Origin of the sequence: Kitasatospora sp. GP82, assembly GCF_029892105.1 — a bacterium.
Classification (GTDB): domain Bacteria; phylum Actinomycetota; class Actinomycetes; order Streptomycetales; family Streptomycetaceae; genus Kitasatospora.
The window spans coordinates 152,943-168,088 of record NZ_JARZAJ010000017.1 but is presented as its reverse complement, the minus strand read 5'-3'; the positions used below and the strand labels follow the sequence as shown (position 1 = coordinate 168,088).

The window sequence follows — 15,146 nt, the reverse complement described above, 5'->3', positions numbered from 1 at the left end:
CCAGTAGGACCTGCCGACCCGCCCGACCACCCGCCCGACTCCTGGAGAGCGATCCATGCGCAGCCGTCACGTCTTCCACGCCGTCGACTCGCACACCGAAGGCATGCCGACCCGGGTGATCACCGGCGGGTTCGGCACCCTCCCCGGCACCACCATGGCCGAGCGCCGCGTCCACTTCCAGCAGCACCTGGACCACTTCCGCACCCTGCTGATGTACGAGCCGCGCGGCCATGCCGCGATGAGCGGCGCGATCCTCCAGCCGCCCACCCGGCCGGACGCGGACTACGGTGTCCTCTACATCGAGGTCTCCGGGCTGCTGCCGATGTGCGGCCACGGCACCATCGGCGTGGCCACCGTGCTGGTCGAGACCGGGATGGTCCCGGTGGTCGAGCCGGTCACCACCGTCCGCCTCGACACCCCGGCCGGTCTTGTGGTGGCCGAGGTCCAGGTGCGGGACGGCGCGGCGAAGGCGGTCACCATCCGCAATGTGCCCTCGTTCTCGGTCGCCCTCGACCGGAAGGTGGACGTGCCGGGCCACGGCACGGTGACGTACGACCTCGCATACGGCGGCAACTTCTACGCCATCCTGCCGCTTGCCGATCTCGGGCTGCCCTTCGACCGGGAGCACGGGCAGCGGATCCTGGACGCCGGGCTCGCCGTGATGGCGGCGATCAACCGGAGCGAGGAGCCGGTGCACCCCGAGGACCCGGCGATCCACGGCTGCCACCACGTCCAGCTGCTCGCGCCGGGATCGACCGCCGAGAGCTCGCGGCACGCGATGGCCATCCACCCCGGCTGGTTCGACCGCTCGCCCTGCGGCACCGGTACCTCGGCGCGGATGGCCCAGCTGCACGCGCGCGGCGAACTGCCGCTCGGCCGCGACTTCGTCAACGAGTCCTTCATCGGCACCAGTTTCACCGGCCGCCTGATCGAGGAGACCGAGGTCGCGGGCCACCCGGCCGTCGTCCCCACCGTCACGGGACGCGCCTGGGTCACCGGCACCGCACAGTACTTCCTGGACCCGGACGACCCCTTCCCGGCGGGCTTCCTGCTCTGAACCTCTCTGGCGAGCCATCTCTGGCGAGCCATACACCTCCTGGGGGCGCGGCCGACTGCGCGGCTTCTGGGGGCGCGGGGAACTGCCTGGCTCTTCGGGGGCGGCCAATTGCGCAGTTTTTGGGGCGCGGGGCTCTGCTTGATCAACGGCGCGCGCGAGAAACCGTGCACCTTCGCAGAGGGCTGGCCGCGCACGCAGTTGATCGAACAGAGTCCCGCGCCCTGGGTAGTGCATGGCTGATCGGGTGGTCGGCCGGCCAAGGCGGTGCTTGGCCGGCCGCGCACGCAGTTGATCGAGTAGGGCCCCGCGTTCCCGGGGTTCACCTTGTCCGTTTCCGACTCACGTCCCGTCGCCCCGGAGGGCTCCGCTGTGACCGTCACCTCCTACAACCCTGCCGATCCCAGTGACCTGGTGGTCTCCGTCGAGGCCCCGGGAGCCGCCGGTACGGCGGCCGCCGTCGAACGGGCCCGTGCCGTCCAGGCGGGCTGGCTGGCGGCCGGGGCGGCGGCCCGCTCGGCCGCCCTCTCCCGCGCCGCCGAGGCAGTCGAGGCGCACGCCGGGGAGTTGGCCGCGCTGATCGTCCGCGAGGTCGGCAAGCCGTTGGCCGAAGCCAGGGGCGAGGTGGCCAGGACCGCCGCGATCTGGCGCTACTACGCCCAGGCTCCGTACGCGCCCTCGGGTGCCGCGCACGAGACGGCGGCCGGTGAGGGCCTGCTGCTCACCCGGCGTCGCCCGTACGGGGTCGCCGGGCTGATCACGCCATGGAACTTCCCGCTGGCCATCCCGACCTGGAAGGCCGCGCCCGCCCTGGCCGTCGGCAACACCGTGGTGCTCAAGCCCGCCCCCGAGGGCACGGCCTGCGCACTGCGCCTCGCCGAGCTGGCCGGCCTGCCCGAGGGTGTGCTGACCGTCGTCCCCGGTGGCGCGCAGGAGGGCGGTGCCCTGGTCGCGGCGGCCGACGTGGTCTCGTTCACCGGGTCGACCGCGGTCGGCCAGGCCGTGATCGCCGCCACCGCGGCGCGCGGTATCCCCGTCCAGGCGGAGATGGGCGGCCTGAACGCGGCCATCGTCCTGCCCGACGCGGACCCGGCGCAGGCCGCTGCCCACCTGGCCGCCGCGATCGCCGGGTACGCGGGCCAGAAGTGCACCGCCACCAGCCGGGTGATCGCCGTCGGTGCCGCCTACGAACCACTGGCCGAGGCCCTCGCCAAGGCCCTCGCCGCCACGCCGGCCGCCGATCCGGCAGATCCGGCGACGGCCTGCGGCCCGGTGATCAACGAGGCCGCGCTGACCAGGCTGACCGATGCGATCGAGTCCGCCCGGGCGGGCGGGGCGGAGGTACTGGCGGGCGGCGGGCGGCCGCAGCGGCCCGGCTGGTTCGTCGAACCGACCCTGCTCGCCGAGGTGCCCGCCGAACACCCCTTGCTGGCCGAGGAGTTCTTCGGGCCCGTGGCCGTCCTGCTGCCCGCCGCCGACCTGGACGAGGCCGTCGCGATCGCCAACAGCACCCGCCACAGCCTCGCCGTCTCCGTACACACCCGCGACCTGGACACCGCGCTCGCCGCCGCCGACCGCCTCGACGCCGGCATGATCCGGGTCAACGCACCGTCCAGCGGAGTGGACTTCCACCTGCCGTTCGGCGGCGCCAAGTCCGCGAGCTACGGCGCCCGCGAGCAGGGGCAGGCGGTGCTGGACTTCTTCACCGCGAGCCGCACCGTCAGCCTGCTGCCCGCCGGGGCACCGCGGTGAGCGCGGCGCTGCCGGGTGGCGACGTGCAACCCGGGCGGCCGTCGGCCGTCGAGACCGTCGACTACCACACCGCCGGTGAGCCCTTCCGGATCGTCACCGCCGGGCTGCCGCCCATCCCGGGTGACAGTGTCGCCGAGCGGCGGGCCGTCGCGCTCGGCGCGGGCGGCAGTGCGACCTCGCCGCGCCCGAGTGCGCTGGACGGGATCCGGCAACTGCTCACCCGTGAACCACGCGGCCACGCCGGAATGTACGGCGGCTTCGTGGTCCCGCCGGACGACGACGAGGCCCACCTCGGCGTGCTCTTCTGGCACAAGGACGGCTACTCGACGGCCTGCGGCCACGGCACCATCGCCCTCGGCGCCTGGGCCGTCGACTCCGGCCTGGTCGCCGCTCCGGCCGACGGGACCGTCCGGGTCCGGATCGACGTCCCCTCGGGCCGGGTCGGCGCCGCCGTCCACCGCAGTGGCGGCCGGACCACCGCCGTGACCTTCCGCAACGTCCCCACCCGGATCGGCGCCCGCGGGCTGCCGGTCGCCACCTCGCACGGGCGGGTCGCGGTCGATCTGGCGCACTCGGGGGCCTGCTACGCCTCCGTCCGCGCCGCCGATCTCGGGCTCGACGTCACCACCGCCCGGCTGCCCGAACTCACCGCGGTCGCACGGGAGATCCGCATCGCCCTCGCCGAGGAGCCCGCCACGCGCAATGCCGCCGATCCCCGGCTCTCCGGCGTCTACGGGGTGATCCTGTACGAGGAGCTGCCCGACACCCCGTCAGGTCCCAGTCAGCGCAATGTCACCGTCTTCGCCGACGGCCAGATCGACCGTTCGCCCTGCGGTTCCGGCAGCTCCGCCCGGCTTGCCCTGCTCGCCGCCGACGGCCGTCTGGCGCCGGGCGAGGAGCTGCGCCACGAGTCCGTCATCGGTACGGTCTTCACCGGACGTCTTGCCGGAGCACACCCGGACGGTGTCCTCACCGAGATCACCGGGACCGCCCACCGCACCGGCGTGCACCGCTTCCTGCTGGATCCGGACGACACCCTCGGGACGGGCTTCCTGCTGTGACCCACGCATCCCTTCCGATCGACCTGACGCCCGCTCAGGCCGTCGCCGCCCTGGAACGTGCCCTGCTCGACGGCCTCGACCCCGAGAGCTGCCCGCCCCGCTCCAACATCGCCGTCCCCGCAGGGGAGTTGCTGCTGATGCCCGCCGCCGACCACCGGTACGCGGGCGTGAAGATCGCGGGTGTCGCCCCCGCGAACCCCGGGCGCGGCCTGCCCCGGATCACCGGCAGCCACCTGCTGCTGGACGGCCCGACCCTGCAACCGCTCGCCCTGTTCGACGGCGCCGCGCTCACCGCCCTGCGCACGCCGGCCGTCACCGCTCTCGCGCTGCGCGAGCTGGCCGTGCCCGAGGCGGAGCACCTGGTGCTGTTCGGGGCGGGGCCGCAGGCGTACGGGCATCTGGACGCGCTGCGCGCCGTCCGCCCGCTGACCAGGCTCACCGTGGTCGCCCGCCGCTCCGCGCCCGCCGAGGCGTTCGCCGCCCACGCCCGTGCGCTCGGTCTCGCGGCGACCGTCGGCACCCCGGACGCGGTGGCCGGCGCGGACCTGGTGGTGTGCTGCACCACCGCCCGTACGCCGCTCTTCGACGGACGCCTGGTGTCCGAGCACGCTGCGGTGGCGGCCGTCGGCTCGCACGAGCCCACGGCCCGCGAGGTGGACACCGTCCTGGTCGCCCGTTCGGCCAGGTACGTCGAGGCGCGCGCCGTTGCGCTGCGCGAGGCCGGGGACCTGCTGATCCCGGCCCGTGAGGGAGCCATCACCACGGCCGATCCGCTTGCTAATCTGTCAGAACTGGTGACTGGCAGGGCAGTTGTGCCGACGGGGCGGCCCCGGTTCTTCAAGAGTGTGGGGATGGCCTGGCAGGACCTGGCGGTGGCGGCGGTGCAGTACGAGGCGCACCGGGCGCGAGGAAAAGTTTCACAATCAACGTAACGTGACATTGTACAATGGTGTCCTGCAAACCACCGGAGGAACACCATGGCCGACCTCAAGCCCCGCACGCTCATCTCCGTCCAGGAGCGGCTGCGCGACCAGGTCGCCCACGCCCTGCGGGCCGCGCTGATCTCCGGCGAGCTGCGCCCCGGCGTCGTCTACTCCGCCCCGGCACTGGCCGCCGACTTCGGCGTCTCCGCGACTCCGGTCCGCGAGGCGATGCTGGACCTCGCCCGCGAGGGGCTGGTCGAGGCCGTCCGCAACAAGGGTTTCCGGGTCACCGAGCTGACCGAGCGGGACCTCGACGACTACACCGAGATCCGCGCCCTGATCGAGGTCCCCACCGTCGGCCGGGTCACCCGCACCGCCGACCCCGAGCGGCTGGAGGCGCTGCGACCGCAGGCCGAGGCCATCGTCGCCGCCGCCCGGCAGCACAACCTGATCGGCTACCTGGAGGCCGACCGCCAGTTCCACCTCGACCTGCTCGGCCTCGCGGGCAACGCCCGCCTGGTCGACGTCGTCGGAGACCTGCGCAAGCGCTCCCGCCTCTACGGCCTGACCCGCCTCGACCAGCGCGGCGAGCTGGTCTCCTCCGCCGAGGAGCACCTGGAACTCCTCGACCTGATGATCTCCGGCGACGCCCAGGCCGCCGAGCAGTGCATGGCCGACCACCTCGGCCACGTCCGCTCCCTCTGGGCGGCCGGCGCCGAAGCCCCCGAGGACCGCCCGGCACTGCGCCTCGGCACCCGCTGACTCGTCCGGGTGAATCCTCGGTCGGCCGTTCGAACTGCCCGAGTCCATCGGCGCCAGGGTGACGCTGTCCGTGGACAGCGTCCTCGGCCCCGAGTAGCAGCCGCCCGGTCAGCGCAGCCGGCCGTCCTGCATCTCCAGCACCCGGTCGGCGCGGCCCAGCAGGTCGCGGTCGTGGGTGACCATGACGGTCGCGGTGCGGTGGGTGCGGGTGACCTCGGCGAGGAGGTCGACGATCTGGGCGCCGCGCTCGTGGTCGAGGGCGGAGGTCGGCTCGTCCACCAGCAGTACCGAGGGGCTGCCGAAGAGCGCGCGGGCGATGTTGACCCGCTGGCGCTCCCCGCCCGAGAGCTGGTGCGGCCGGCGCCGCTGCTTGGCACCGTCGAGACCGACCGAGGCCAGCAGCCGCTCGGCGCGCTCCCGCGCCGCCTTCGGCCGACCGCCCCGTACCGACTCCAGCACCAGCAGCTGCTCGACCGCCGTCAGTGAGGCCAGCAGGTTGGACTGCTGGAAGACGATCCCCAGCCGCTCGCGCCGCAGCGCCGTGCGCGCGCCCTCGCCGAGCGCACCGGCATCCTGACCGTCCAGCAGCACCTGGCCGCTGTCGGGGCGCAGCAGCGTCGCCGCCACCGCCAGCAGGCTGGACTTGCCCGAGCCCGAGGGCCCGGCGACGGCCGTGAACTCGCCCGGGGCGACCTCCAGTGTCACGCGGTCGAGCGCCGTCAGCCGGCTCTCTCCGTCGGGGTAGGTCAGGGTCACCTCGCGCAGGGCGAGTCCGGTACGGGTACGGACGGCGGGGAGGGTCATCGTCTTGCTCCAAGTCGGCTCGGCAGTACGGTCATTGGCCCCGGTCACCGGTTGGACCCGAGCGCGGCCAGCGGGTCGACGGCGGTGATCCGGCGGACGGCGAGCACCGCACCGACCAGGCCGAGCAGCACCATCACCGTCACCGGTACGGCCACGCCCGGCACGCTCACGTCGAACGGCACCGACGAGGCGGCGAACACCCCGCCCACCGCACCGGCCGCCCCGCCGAGCAGCGCCCCGCCCAGCAGGACCGCCGCCGCCTGCGCCAGCGCGTCCCGCACCAGATAGGCACTGCCGGCGCCGACCGCCTTCAGCACGGCGATGTCCGGCTTGCGCTGCACCGTCCAGACCGTGAAGAAGGCCCCGACCACCAGCGCGCTCACCACGAACAGGAAGCCCTGGATCATCTGCAGACTGCCCTGCTCGGCGTCGAAGCCGTTGATACCGGTCAGCGAGTCGGGGAGCGACACCGTCCTCGTCCCCTGCGCGGCGTCCAGCGCGCCGAGACCGGTGCCGGGGTCGGTGCTCAGCGCGAGCGCGGTCGGCTGGCTCTGGCCGCTCAGCTGCTCCCAGGTGGGCAGTGTGGTCCAGACCGTGGGCGCATGGGAGTACGAGCGCTCCGCGCCGATCCCCGAGACGGTCAGTCTCTGCGGGCCGACCTGCACCTGGTCGCCGACCGTCAGGTGGTACTTCACCGCCGTGTCACCGCCCACCGCCAGCTGGCCGTCCGCCGGGGCGGTGCCCGAAGTCAGCGGCGGCAGCAGCCCGGACGGCGCACCGAGCACGCTCACCGAGGCGGCGGCCTCGCTCGCCGTCAGCCTGGTCATCGACAGCCCCAGCGGCTGCGCGGACCGGACACCCGGCGCGCTCGCGAAGGCCGCCGCCTGGGTCGGCGAGACGGTGCTGTTGCTGAACGAGACCGTCGGCGACGCACCGGCCGGAGCCCCGAACACGATGCGGTCGACCGGAAGCCCGGCGATGGTCGAGGACGCGGCCGAGGCGAGGCCGCCCGTCAGACCGTAGAGAAAGACGACCAGGGTGGTTATCAGGGTGACCACCGCGCCCATCAAGGCGAAGCGGCCCTTGGCGAAACGGATGTCACGCAGTGCGACGAACACGGGGACCTTCCCGGTCTGGAGGTGAGTACTCCTCCACCTTGTCGGCGCGGGCCGCGTGTTCCATCAGGTATTGGGACGGGAGTCAACCCCTGCGGGGGATGGACCCGAGAATCCATCGAACGGTTGATGCCGCGGCCGGTGGACCCGCCGGAGCCACCCCGTACCCTCGGGAGGCGTGACCCAAGACGCACCATCACCGGCACCGAAGGGGCCCGCCCCCGCACCGGAGGGGCCCGGCCATGCCGCCAACACCCCGGCGCTGCGGCTGACGAACCTCGCCCTGCACGGGCTGTTCTTCGCCCTGCTGGGGGTCCTGGTCGCCCGGGGCACGGTGGCGGGCGGCCTCGGCGCCGACGGCCTGGCCACCGCCGCTCTGCTCGCCGCCGTGTACACGAGCGGCGGGGTCGCCGAGCGGGTGCGGCGGACCAGGTGGTGGGCGGGGGCCTGGCTGGCCGCCGTCCTGGTGCTCTGGACGGTGCTCACGCTGGCGCACCCGGAGTTCTGCTACCTGGCCTTCCCGCTGTACTTCGTCTGCCTGCACCTGATGCCCGTGCGCTGGGCGCTGCCCGCCGTCGCCGCGCTCACCGCCGTCGTGATCGCCGCCCAGGCGAGTACGGCCGGCGGCCTGACCACTGCCAAGGTGCTCGGCCCGCTGGCGGGGGTGGCCGTCGCGCTGCTCACCGCCTACGGCTACGCCGCCCTCTACCGGGAGAGCCGGGAGCGACAGCGGCTGATCGACGACCTGGTCCGGGCCAGGGACGCACTCGCCGCCAGCCAGCGTGAGGCCGGGCGGCTCGCCGAGCGCCAGCGCCTGGCCCGGGAGATCCACGACACCCTGGCGCAGGGCCTGTCCAGCATCGTGCTGCTCGCCAGGTCGGCGGAGTCGGCCCTGCCCGGCGACCCGGCCGTCGCCTCGGAGCGCATCCGCGAGGTCGGGCAGACCGCCTCCGCCAACCTCGCCGAGGCCCGCCGCTTCGTCCAGGCCCTCACCCCGCCCGCACTGGACGACGCGACCCTCACCGAGGCGCTGCGCCGCCTGGCCGGAGGCGCTGGCGCCGAGCTGCGCCTGGACGGTGACCCCTACCCCCTGCCGGTCGAGGCCGAGGTCGCGCTGCTGCGGCTCACCCAGGAGGCCCTGGCCAACGCCGTCCGGCACGCCGATGCCGGGCGGATCGCCGTGACCCTCAGCTATCTCGACGACGAGGTGACCCTGGACGTCTTCGACGACGGGATCGGCTTCGACCCCCACGCCCTGCCCGACGCCGCGCGCCCCACCTTCGGCCTGCACGGTATGCACGAGCGGATCGCCGACCTCGGCGGCAGCCTGACGGTGGAGTCGGCGCCGGGGGAGGGGACGGCGGTGGCGGTCTCGCTGCCGTTGCGGGCGATCGGGACGGCGGAGACCGTCCTCGGAACGGCGCGGGGCGTACTGACGGAGGCCGCCCGGTGATCCGCGTCCTGCTGGTGGACGACCACCCGGTGGTCAGGCGCGGGCTGCGCGCCATGGTGGACGACCTGCCGGACGTCGTCGCCGTCGGCGAGGCGGCCGAGGGGGCGGAGGCGCTGCGGCTGCTGGAGTCGCCCGACTCGGCGCTCGGCCGTCCCGACGTGGTGCTGATGGACCTTCAGATGGGTGCCGGTATGCACGGCGTCGAGGCCACCCGCCGGATCACTGCCCTGCCCGATCCGCCGGCCGTCCTGATCCTCACCACCTACAGCACCGACGCCGACATCCTCGCCGCCGTGGAGGCCGGGGCCACCGGCTATCTGCTCAAGGACGCCCCGCCGGAGGAGCTCGCCGCCGCGGTGCACGCCGCCGCGCGCGGCGAGGCCGTCCTCGCCCCTCCGGTCGCCGCCCGCCTGCTGGGCCGCGTCCGCGCGGGCCGCCCGACCCTCTCCCCGCGCGAGGCGGAGATCCTCCGACTCCTCGCAGAGGGCCTGGCCAACCGCCAGATCTCCAAGCGCCTCTTCATCAGCGAGGCCACGGTCAAGACCCATCTGGTCCATATCTACGACAAGTTGGGCGTCGACAGCCGGACGGCAGCCATCGCCGCAGGGCTGACCAGCGGTCTGATCCGCCCCGCGTGAGCCCTCGGCGCGTGATGGGCCGCGCCGGCCGGCATGCCCCTGGGGTCTTCGGCCGGCCGGGCCCAGTGGCCGACGGGGTTGGGCGAGCTCTTCAGCGGCTCGTTCACGGTCCGGCGGAGAAATCCCGCCCGGCCGAACCGGCCGGACGGGATTTCGTGCGGCTCAAGCGGCCGCGGCTACGAGGAGGTTCGTGCCTAGCGGTAGGACACGGTCCAGAGCTGGTTCGCCGCTCCGGCCTTCTCGGGCCACTGAATCATCTGCGTACCGTTGCCCCCGCTGAAGCCGGGATCGTCGAGGAGCATCCAGCTGTTCTTGTTCCTGATCGAGACCTGGGAATCCGAGTTGATCCCCGAGACGACCCACTTCTGGTTGTCGCCGCCGTGGCAGTCCCACTGCCGGGCCGCCGCGCCCCGGTTCCTGCTCCAGTCGGCGATCTCCAGGCACTTCTGGGTGCTCACGTTGACGAGAGTCGAGTAGCCGTCATTCGTGGGTATGACGGTCCACTTCTGGTTGCTGCCGCCATTGCAGTCCCACTGCTGCGCCGGTGCACCGTTCTCGTAGTGCCCGCCGGGAACCTCCAGGCACTTGCCGCTCGCCCCGTTGTGGAGCACGACGGTGTACGACCCGCCGGCAGCGCTCGCCGGAACGCTCATCAGGCCGAACAGCAGCCCGGCGGCGCCGGCCCCGACAGCCGCGGCACGCAGCGCGGACATACGTGAAGAAGCCACAATTCCCCCGTTGTAACTGGGCGGCGGGAACCTCCCGCCGCAGCAAAGATGATCATAAGACACGCGGCATGAGGCTCTGTCAGTACCGCCGGGCGGATGGCCTGATGGAGTGTCATATGAGTCCTGTCACGCCAAGTGCGGGCTCACGGGCGGGGCAGGGTGAACAGTCCGGGCTCGGTCCGGGTGCGGTGCCACGGCCCGATTGCGGGCGCGGCGCATAGGGTGGGGAGCGAGGGGGAGAGGGAGATGGTGGCTGTGGTGGGCGGACTGTTGCGGCTCGTCGAGGTGCCGGTGGTGGCTGCTCCGATGGCGGGTGGGGCTTCCACGCCCGAGTTGGTGGCGGCGGTCGGTGGCGCCGGTGGGCTGGGGTTTCTCGCGGCGGGGTATCTGACGGCGGGTGCGATGGCCGAGCAGGTGCGCCGGACCAGGGAGCTGACGGACCGTCCGTTCGGAATGAACCTCTTCGTCCCCGCCGAGCCCTCCGATCCGGCGGCCGTGGCCGCGTACCGCGAGCGGCTGCGACCGGAGGCCGAGCGCCTCGGCGTCGAACTGCCCGAGCGGATCGCGCCCGACCGGGACGACTGGGAGGCCAAGATCGAGGCCCTGCTGGCCGATCCGGTCCCGCTCGTCTCGTACACCTTCGGTCTGCCGTCGGCCGTCGAGGTCGCCGCGCTGCGGGCGGTGGGCAGTGTCCAGGTGGGGACGGTGACATCGGCCGACGAGGCCCGCGCGGCGGCGGCCCTCGGCCTTGACGCGCTGACCGTCCAGGGCCCCGAGGCGGGCGGCCACCGGGCCACCCACCGGGCCGATGCCCGGCCGGGGCGGACGCCGCTGCCGGCCCTGCTCGCCGAGGTGCGGCGTGCGGGCGACCTGCCGCTGATCGCGGCCGGTGGGCTTGGCGACGGCGCGGCGATCGCCGCCGCGCTGGCGGCGGGCGCGGCGGCGGTGCAGCTGGGGACGGCGTATCTGCGCAGCGACGAGTCCGGTGCGGCGGCGGCCTACCGGGCGGCGCTGGTGGACGAGCGGTACGCCGAGACCACGGTGACCAGGGCGTTCACCGGCCGTCCTGCGCGGGGCCTGCGCAATGCCTTCATCGACCGCCACGAGCCGTACGCGCCCGCCGCCTACCCGGAGGTGCACCACCTGACCCGTCCGCTGCGGGCTGCGGCCGCGGCCCGGGGTGACCTCGACGGCATGAACCTGTGGGCCGGTACGGCGCACCTGCGCGCCCGCAGTGGTCCGGCGGCGCAGATCACCCGTGAGCTGTGGGCAGAGGCGGCCCGGCTCCTGGGCACGCGACCGGCCAGGCACCACTCCTGGGGCGCGAGGCTCTGAAAACCATCCCTCGCGTCCCTCCGGAAACCCGCGCAGTTCCCCGCGCCCCTCCGGGGGCTTGGCGTCAGGCCAGCAGGTTTCCCATCCACTCCTCGATGGCGGGGGCGGTGCGGGGGAGGGCGCCGGACATCAGGCGGGCGCCGTCGGCGGTGATGACCAGGTCGTCCTCGATGCGTACGCCGAGGCCGCGCAGTTCGAGCGGGAGGGTCTCGTCGTCGGGCTGGAGGTAGAGGCCGGGTTCGACGGTGAGGACCATGCCCTCCTCCAGGACGCCGTCCAGGTAGGTCTCGGCGCGGGCCTTGGCGCAGTCGTGGACGTCGAGGCCGAGCATATGGCCGCTGCTGCAGAGGGTGTAGCGGCGGTAGAGGCCGGAGTCCTCGTGCAGGGCCTCCTCGGCGGGGACGCGCAGCACGCCCCAGTCGGCCAGGCCCTCGGCGATCACCCGCATGCCGGCCCGGTGGAAGTCCCGGAAGCTGGCGCCGGGCCTGAGGGTGGCGATGGCGGCGTCCTGGGCGGCCAGTACCAGCTCGTAGACGGCCCGTTGGACGGGGGAGAAGGTGCCGCCGAGCGGCAGGGTGCGGGTGACGTCGGCGGTGTAGAGGGTGTCGGTCTCCACGCCCGCGTCGAGCAGCAGCAGTTTGGTGGGGTCGAGCGGGCCGTCGTTGCGGATCCAGTGCAGGACGCAGGCGTGCGCGCCGGAGGCGACGATGGTGTCGTACCCGGTGCCGTTGCCCTCCGCGCGGGCGCGCAGGTTGAACGTCCCCTCCAGCCAGCGCTCGCCGCGCCCGTGGCGCAGGGCGGTGGGGATGGCGCGGACGACGTCCTCGAAGCCGGTGGTGGTGTGGTCGACGGAGAGTTGCAGCTGTTCGACCTCCCACCGGTCCTTGATCAGGCGCAGCTCGGCCAGGACGGCGGCGAGTCGGGAGTCCTCGTGGACGGTACGGCCGTCGGACCGGCCGGTGGCGGCGTCCAGTTGCGGATCGACTCCGGCGAGGACGCGGGTCCGGGGTCGGGCGCCCGTCAGAAGCTTGTCGAGGTCGTCCAGGTGGGCGGTGCGGATGCCGGTGAGCTGTTCGGCCTCGGCCAGGTCGGGGCGGCGGCCGACCCAGAACTCGCCGTAGCGGCGGTCGCGGTAGAACTCCGAGCGGTCCGTGCTCCCGCCGTGCGCGGCCCCGCCGCGCGGGGAGCGGGGGCGCAGGTAGAGCACGCTCTCCCCGGTGGGTTCGAGGACCAGGACATGGCCGACCTGGTCCTCGCCGGTGAGCCCGGTGAGATGGGCGTAGGCGCTGTGCGGGCGGAAGCGGTAGTCGCAGTCGTTGCTTCGGACCTTCAACTGCCCTGCGGGGATCAGCAGTCGCTCACCGGGGAAGGCGGCGGCGAGCCGGGCGCGGCGGGCCGGGGTGACCTGGTGACCGGCGACCCTGTCCTCGGCCGGCAGCGGGCTGGCGGCCCAGGCGGTGCCCATGAAGGCGTCGAGGGCAGGGCTGACGGGCAGGTCGTGGCTGCCGGTGTTGGGCCGGGGTTGGGTGGTCACGGCTGCGATCCCTTCTGAGCTGCGGTGATTCGGTTTGTCGGCAAGGGAGTTGACGGCCAGTCCGGACACAGCTCGATAACGGGCCGCACAAGCCCTTGCCTGTGCAATTTCACATTACTATGTTACGGGTCACACCTCGGGGCTGCTAGACCCAGCGGTCGCCTCCGAGGGCGAGCCCCGGACCAGCCCCGGGGGTGAACCAGGCCGCAATGACGGCCCCCCACTGCGGAGTTGCACATGACCAGGCGTACCCATACCGCCGTTGCGGCGGCCATCGCGGCGGCACTCACCCTCGGCCTCGGGGCATGCACCAGCAACGGCAGCAGCGGCGACGACCGGAACCAACAGGGCGTCACCACCGAGGGAGACGGCATCATCGGCGGCACACCGGTCAAGGGCGGAACGCTCGACGTCCTGTCCAATGTGGACTTCGACCAGCTCGATCCCGCCCGCAACTGGACGATGCCGGTCATGGACGTCGGCGTCCGGATGCTCTACCGCACCCTCACCACCTTCAGGGCCGCCCCCGGTGCCGAGGGGCTGAAGATCGAGCCGGACCTCGCCACCGACCTCGGCACGCCCAGCGACGGCGCCAGGACCTGGACCTTCCACCTCAAGGACGGTCTCAAGTACGAGGACGGCACCCCGATCGTCGCCGACGACATCAAGTACAACGTCGAGCGCTCGTTCTCCCCCGAACTGCCCGGCGGCCCCGACTACGCCCGGGTCTACCTGAACGCCCCCGCCGGCTACCAGGGCCCGTTGAACGGAGAGCGGCTGGGCAAGCAGGCGATCGAGGTCCCGGACGACAGGACCATCGTCTTCCATCTCAAGCGCCCGGTGGCCGAGTTCGGCTACACCGTCACACTGCCGACCTTCGCACCCGTCCCCAAGGCCAAGGAGGCGGGGGTCAACTACAGCAATCACCCGGTCTCCTCCGGACCGTACCGGATCGAGTCCTACGACCGGGGCAAGCGCATGGTGCTGGTCCGGAACACCTACTGGGACGAGAAGACCGACCCCGTCCGCAAGGCGTACCCCGACCGGATCGTGGTGGACCAGACACTCAAGGGCACCGGCGTCGCCGACCGGCTGATCGCCGATCAGGGCGACGACAGGAACGCCGTCTCCTACGTCGACCTGGTGCCCGCGAAGATCAGCGACGTGCTGACCAATCCGGACGTCAAGAAGCGCCTGGTCAGCGAGAACGCGGGCTGCACCACCAAGCTGGACATGAACACCACCAAGGCGCCCTTCGACAACGCCAAGGTCCGGCTCGCCATGCAGTACGCGGTGGACAAGGAGGCCTTCGCCGCCACGATGGGCGGGCCCGCGTTCACCGACATCGCCGCCACCTACCTCCCGCCGGTGCTCACCCAGGGCACGCCGGTCGACCACTTCATGATCAAGCCCTCCGGTGACCAGGCGAAGGCCAAGGAGCTGCTCACCGAGGCCGGGTTCGCGGGCGGCTTCTCGACCGAGCTGCTCACCTCCACCGGTGGCCGCCAGCAGGCCGAGGCGATCCAGGCGGCGCTGAAGAAGCTCGGCATCAGCGTCACCATCACCACCGTGGACCCGACCGCCGTCAGCTCGATCGTCGGCGACAAGGACAAGCAGCCCGGCCTGTCCATCGGCGGCTGGTGTCCTGACTACCCGTCGGCCGCGACCTTCCTGCCGATGATCTTCGACGGGCGGACCATCAAGGACAAGGGAAACCAGGGCGACATCACCCGGTTCAACGACCCCGAGACCATCGCCGAACTCGACCGCATCGCCGCACTCGCCGACGTCTCGCAGGCCAACCAGGCATGGCTCGCCCTGGACGGCAAGATCATGGACAAGTCGCCCGCCGTCCCGCTGGTCTGGCAGAAGAAGCCGCTGCTGGTCGGCTCCAACATCGCCGGCGCCTTCGCCCACCCCGTCTGGTCCGGGCAGCTCGACTACGCCGTCATCGGCCTGAAGTCCGTCAAGTAGCCAGGAGCCGACC

13 protein-coding genes are annotated in these 15,146 nt (G+C 72.9%); 9 read left to right on the top strand and 4 right to left on the bottom strand.

Annotated elements, in window-relative coordinates:
- Positions 1-55 precede the first annotated feature (55 nt).
- The 5 genes from P3T39_RS20025 to P3T39_RS20005 all read left to right on the top strand — a co-directional run bounded on the left by P3T39_RS20025 (position 56) and on the right by P3T39_RS20005 (position 5,552).
- Positions 56-1,057 carry a proline racemase family protein gene (locus tag P3T39_RS20025; protein ID WP_280699628.1) on the top strand — a complete coding sequence of 334 codons (1,002 nt, stop codon included), beginning with the start codon at positions 56-58 and terminating at the stop codon, positions 1,055-1,057.
- A gap of 369 nt (positions 1,058-1,426) precedes the next feature.
- Positions 1,427-2,806, top strand: a complete 1,380-nt coding sequence (locus tag P3T39_RS20020; protein ID WP_280699626.1) for an aldehyde dehydrogenase family protein — start codon at positions 1,427-1,429, stop codon at positions 2,804-2,806.
- Positions 2,803-3,867: a proline racemase family protein gene (locus P3T39_RS20015; protein ID WP_280699624.1), complete on the top strand. Its 1,065-nt coding sequence runs from the start codon at positions 2,803-2,805 to the stop codon at positions 3,865-3,867. Before P3T39_RS20020 ends, P3T39_RS20015 begins: the two co-directional genes overlap by 4 nt.
- A complete protein-coding gene (locus P3T39_RS20010) occupies positions 3,864-4,799 on the top strand; it encodes an ornithine cyclodeaminase family protein (RefSeq protein WP_280699622.1) in 936 nt (311 codons plus the stop codon). The genes P3T39_RS20015 and P3T39_RS20010 overlap by 4 nt, the downstream gene beginning before the upstream one ends.
- Positions 4,800-4,844: 45 nt before the next feature.
- Positions 4,845-5,552, top strand: a complete 708-nt coding sequence (locus P3T39_RS20005; protein ID WP_280699620.1) for a GntR family transcriptional regulator — start codon at positions 4,845-4,847, stop codon at positions 5,550-5,552.
- A 108-nt stretch (positions 5,553-5,660) separates the two neighbouring features.
- Here P3T39_RS20005 and P3T39_RS20000 read toward each other — a convergent pair whose 3' ends face one another.
- Together P3T39_RS20000 and P3T39_RS19995 are read right to left on the bottom strand one after the other, a co-directional pair.
- Positions 5,661-6,356, bottom strand: coding sequence for an ABC transporter ATP-binding protein (locus P3T39_RS20000; RefSeq protein ID WP_280699617.1), 696 nt, complete (start codon positions 6,354-6,356; stop codon positions 5,661-5,663).
- Between the two features lie 44 nt (positions 6,357-6,400).
- Complete coding sequence (locus tag P3T39_RS19995) at positions 6,401-7,474, bottom strand: ABC transporter permease (RefSeq protein WP_280699615.1); 1,074 nt, start codon at positions 7,472-7,474, stop codon at positions 6,401-6,403.
- A gap of 175 nt (positions 7,475-7,649) precedes the next feature.
- Here P3T39_RS19995 and P3T39_RS19990 point away from each other — a divergent pair, with 175 nt between their 5' ends.
- Complete coding sequence (locus tag P3T39_RS19990; RefSeq protein ID WP_280699614.1) at positions 7,650-8,924, top strand: sensor histidine kinase; 1,275 nt, start codon at positions 7,650-7,652, stop codon at positions 8,922-8,924.
- Positions 8,921-9,562 (top strand): response regulator transcription factor, encoded by a 642-nt coding sequence (locus P3T39_RS19985; RefSeq protein WP_280699612.1) that lies wholly within the window; start codon positions 8,921-8,923, stop codon positions 9,560-9,562. The genes P3T39_RS19990 and P3T39_RS19985 overlap by 4 nt, the downstream gene beginning before the upstream one ends.
- A 194-nt stretch (positions 9,563-9,756) precedes the next feature.
- Here the strand turns inward: P3T39_RS19985 and P3T39_RS19980 are convergent, their stop codons facing one another.
- Entirely contained in the window at positions 9,757-10,275 is a 519-nt protein-coding gene (locus P3T39_RS19980; RefSeq protein ID WP_280699610.1) for an RICIN domain-containing protein, read from the bottom strand.
- Between the two features lie 261 nt (positions 10,276-10,536).
- Here P3T39_RS19980 and P3T39_RS19975 point away from each other — a divergent pair, with 261 nt between their 5' ends.
- Positions 10,537-11,625 (top strand): nitronate monooxygenase, encoded by a 1,089-nt coding sequence (locus P3T39_RS19975; RefSeq protein ID WP_280699608.1) that lies wholly within the window; start codon positions 10,537-10,539, stop codon positions 11,623-11,625.
- A gap of 64 nt (positions 11,626-11,689) precedes the next feature.
- On the opposite strand, the gene P3T39_RS19970 is transcribed toward P3T39_RS19975, so the two are convergent.
- Positions 11,690-13,159, bottom strand: a complete 1,470-nt coding sequence (locus P3T39_RS19970) for an aminopeptidase P family protein (protein ID WP_280699606.1) — start codon at positions 13,157-13,159, stop codon at positions 11,690-11,692.
- 237 nt (positions 13,160-13,396) lie between these two features.
- On the opposite strand from P3T39_RS19970, the gene P3T39_RS19965 reads away from it, so the two are divergent.
- Positions 13,397-15,133 carry an ABC transporter substrate-binding protein gene (locus tag P3T39_RS19965; protein ID WP_280699604.1) on the top strand — a complete coding sequence of 579 codons (1,737 nt, stop codon included), beginning with the start codon at positions 13,397-13,399 and terminating at the stop codon, positions 15,131-15,133.
- Positions 15,134-15,146 lie beyond the last annotated feature (13 nt).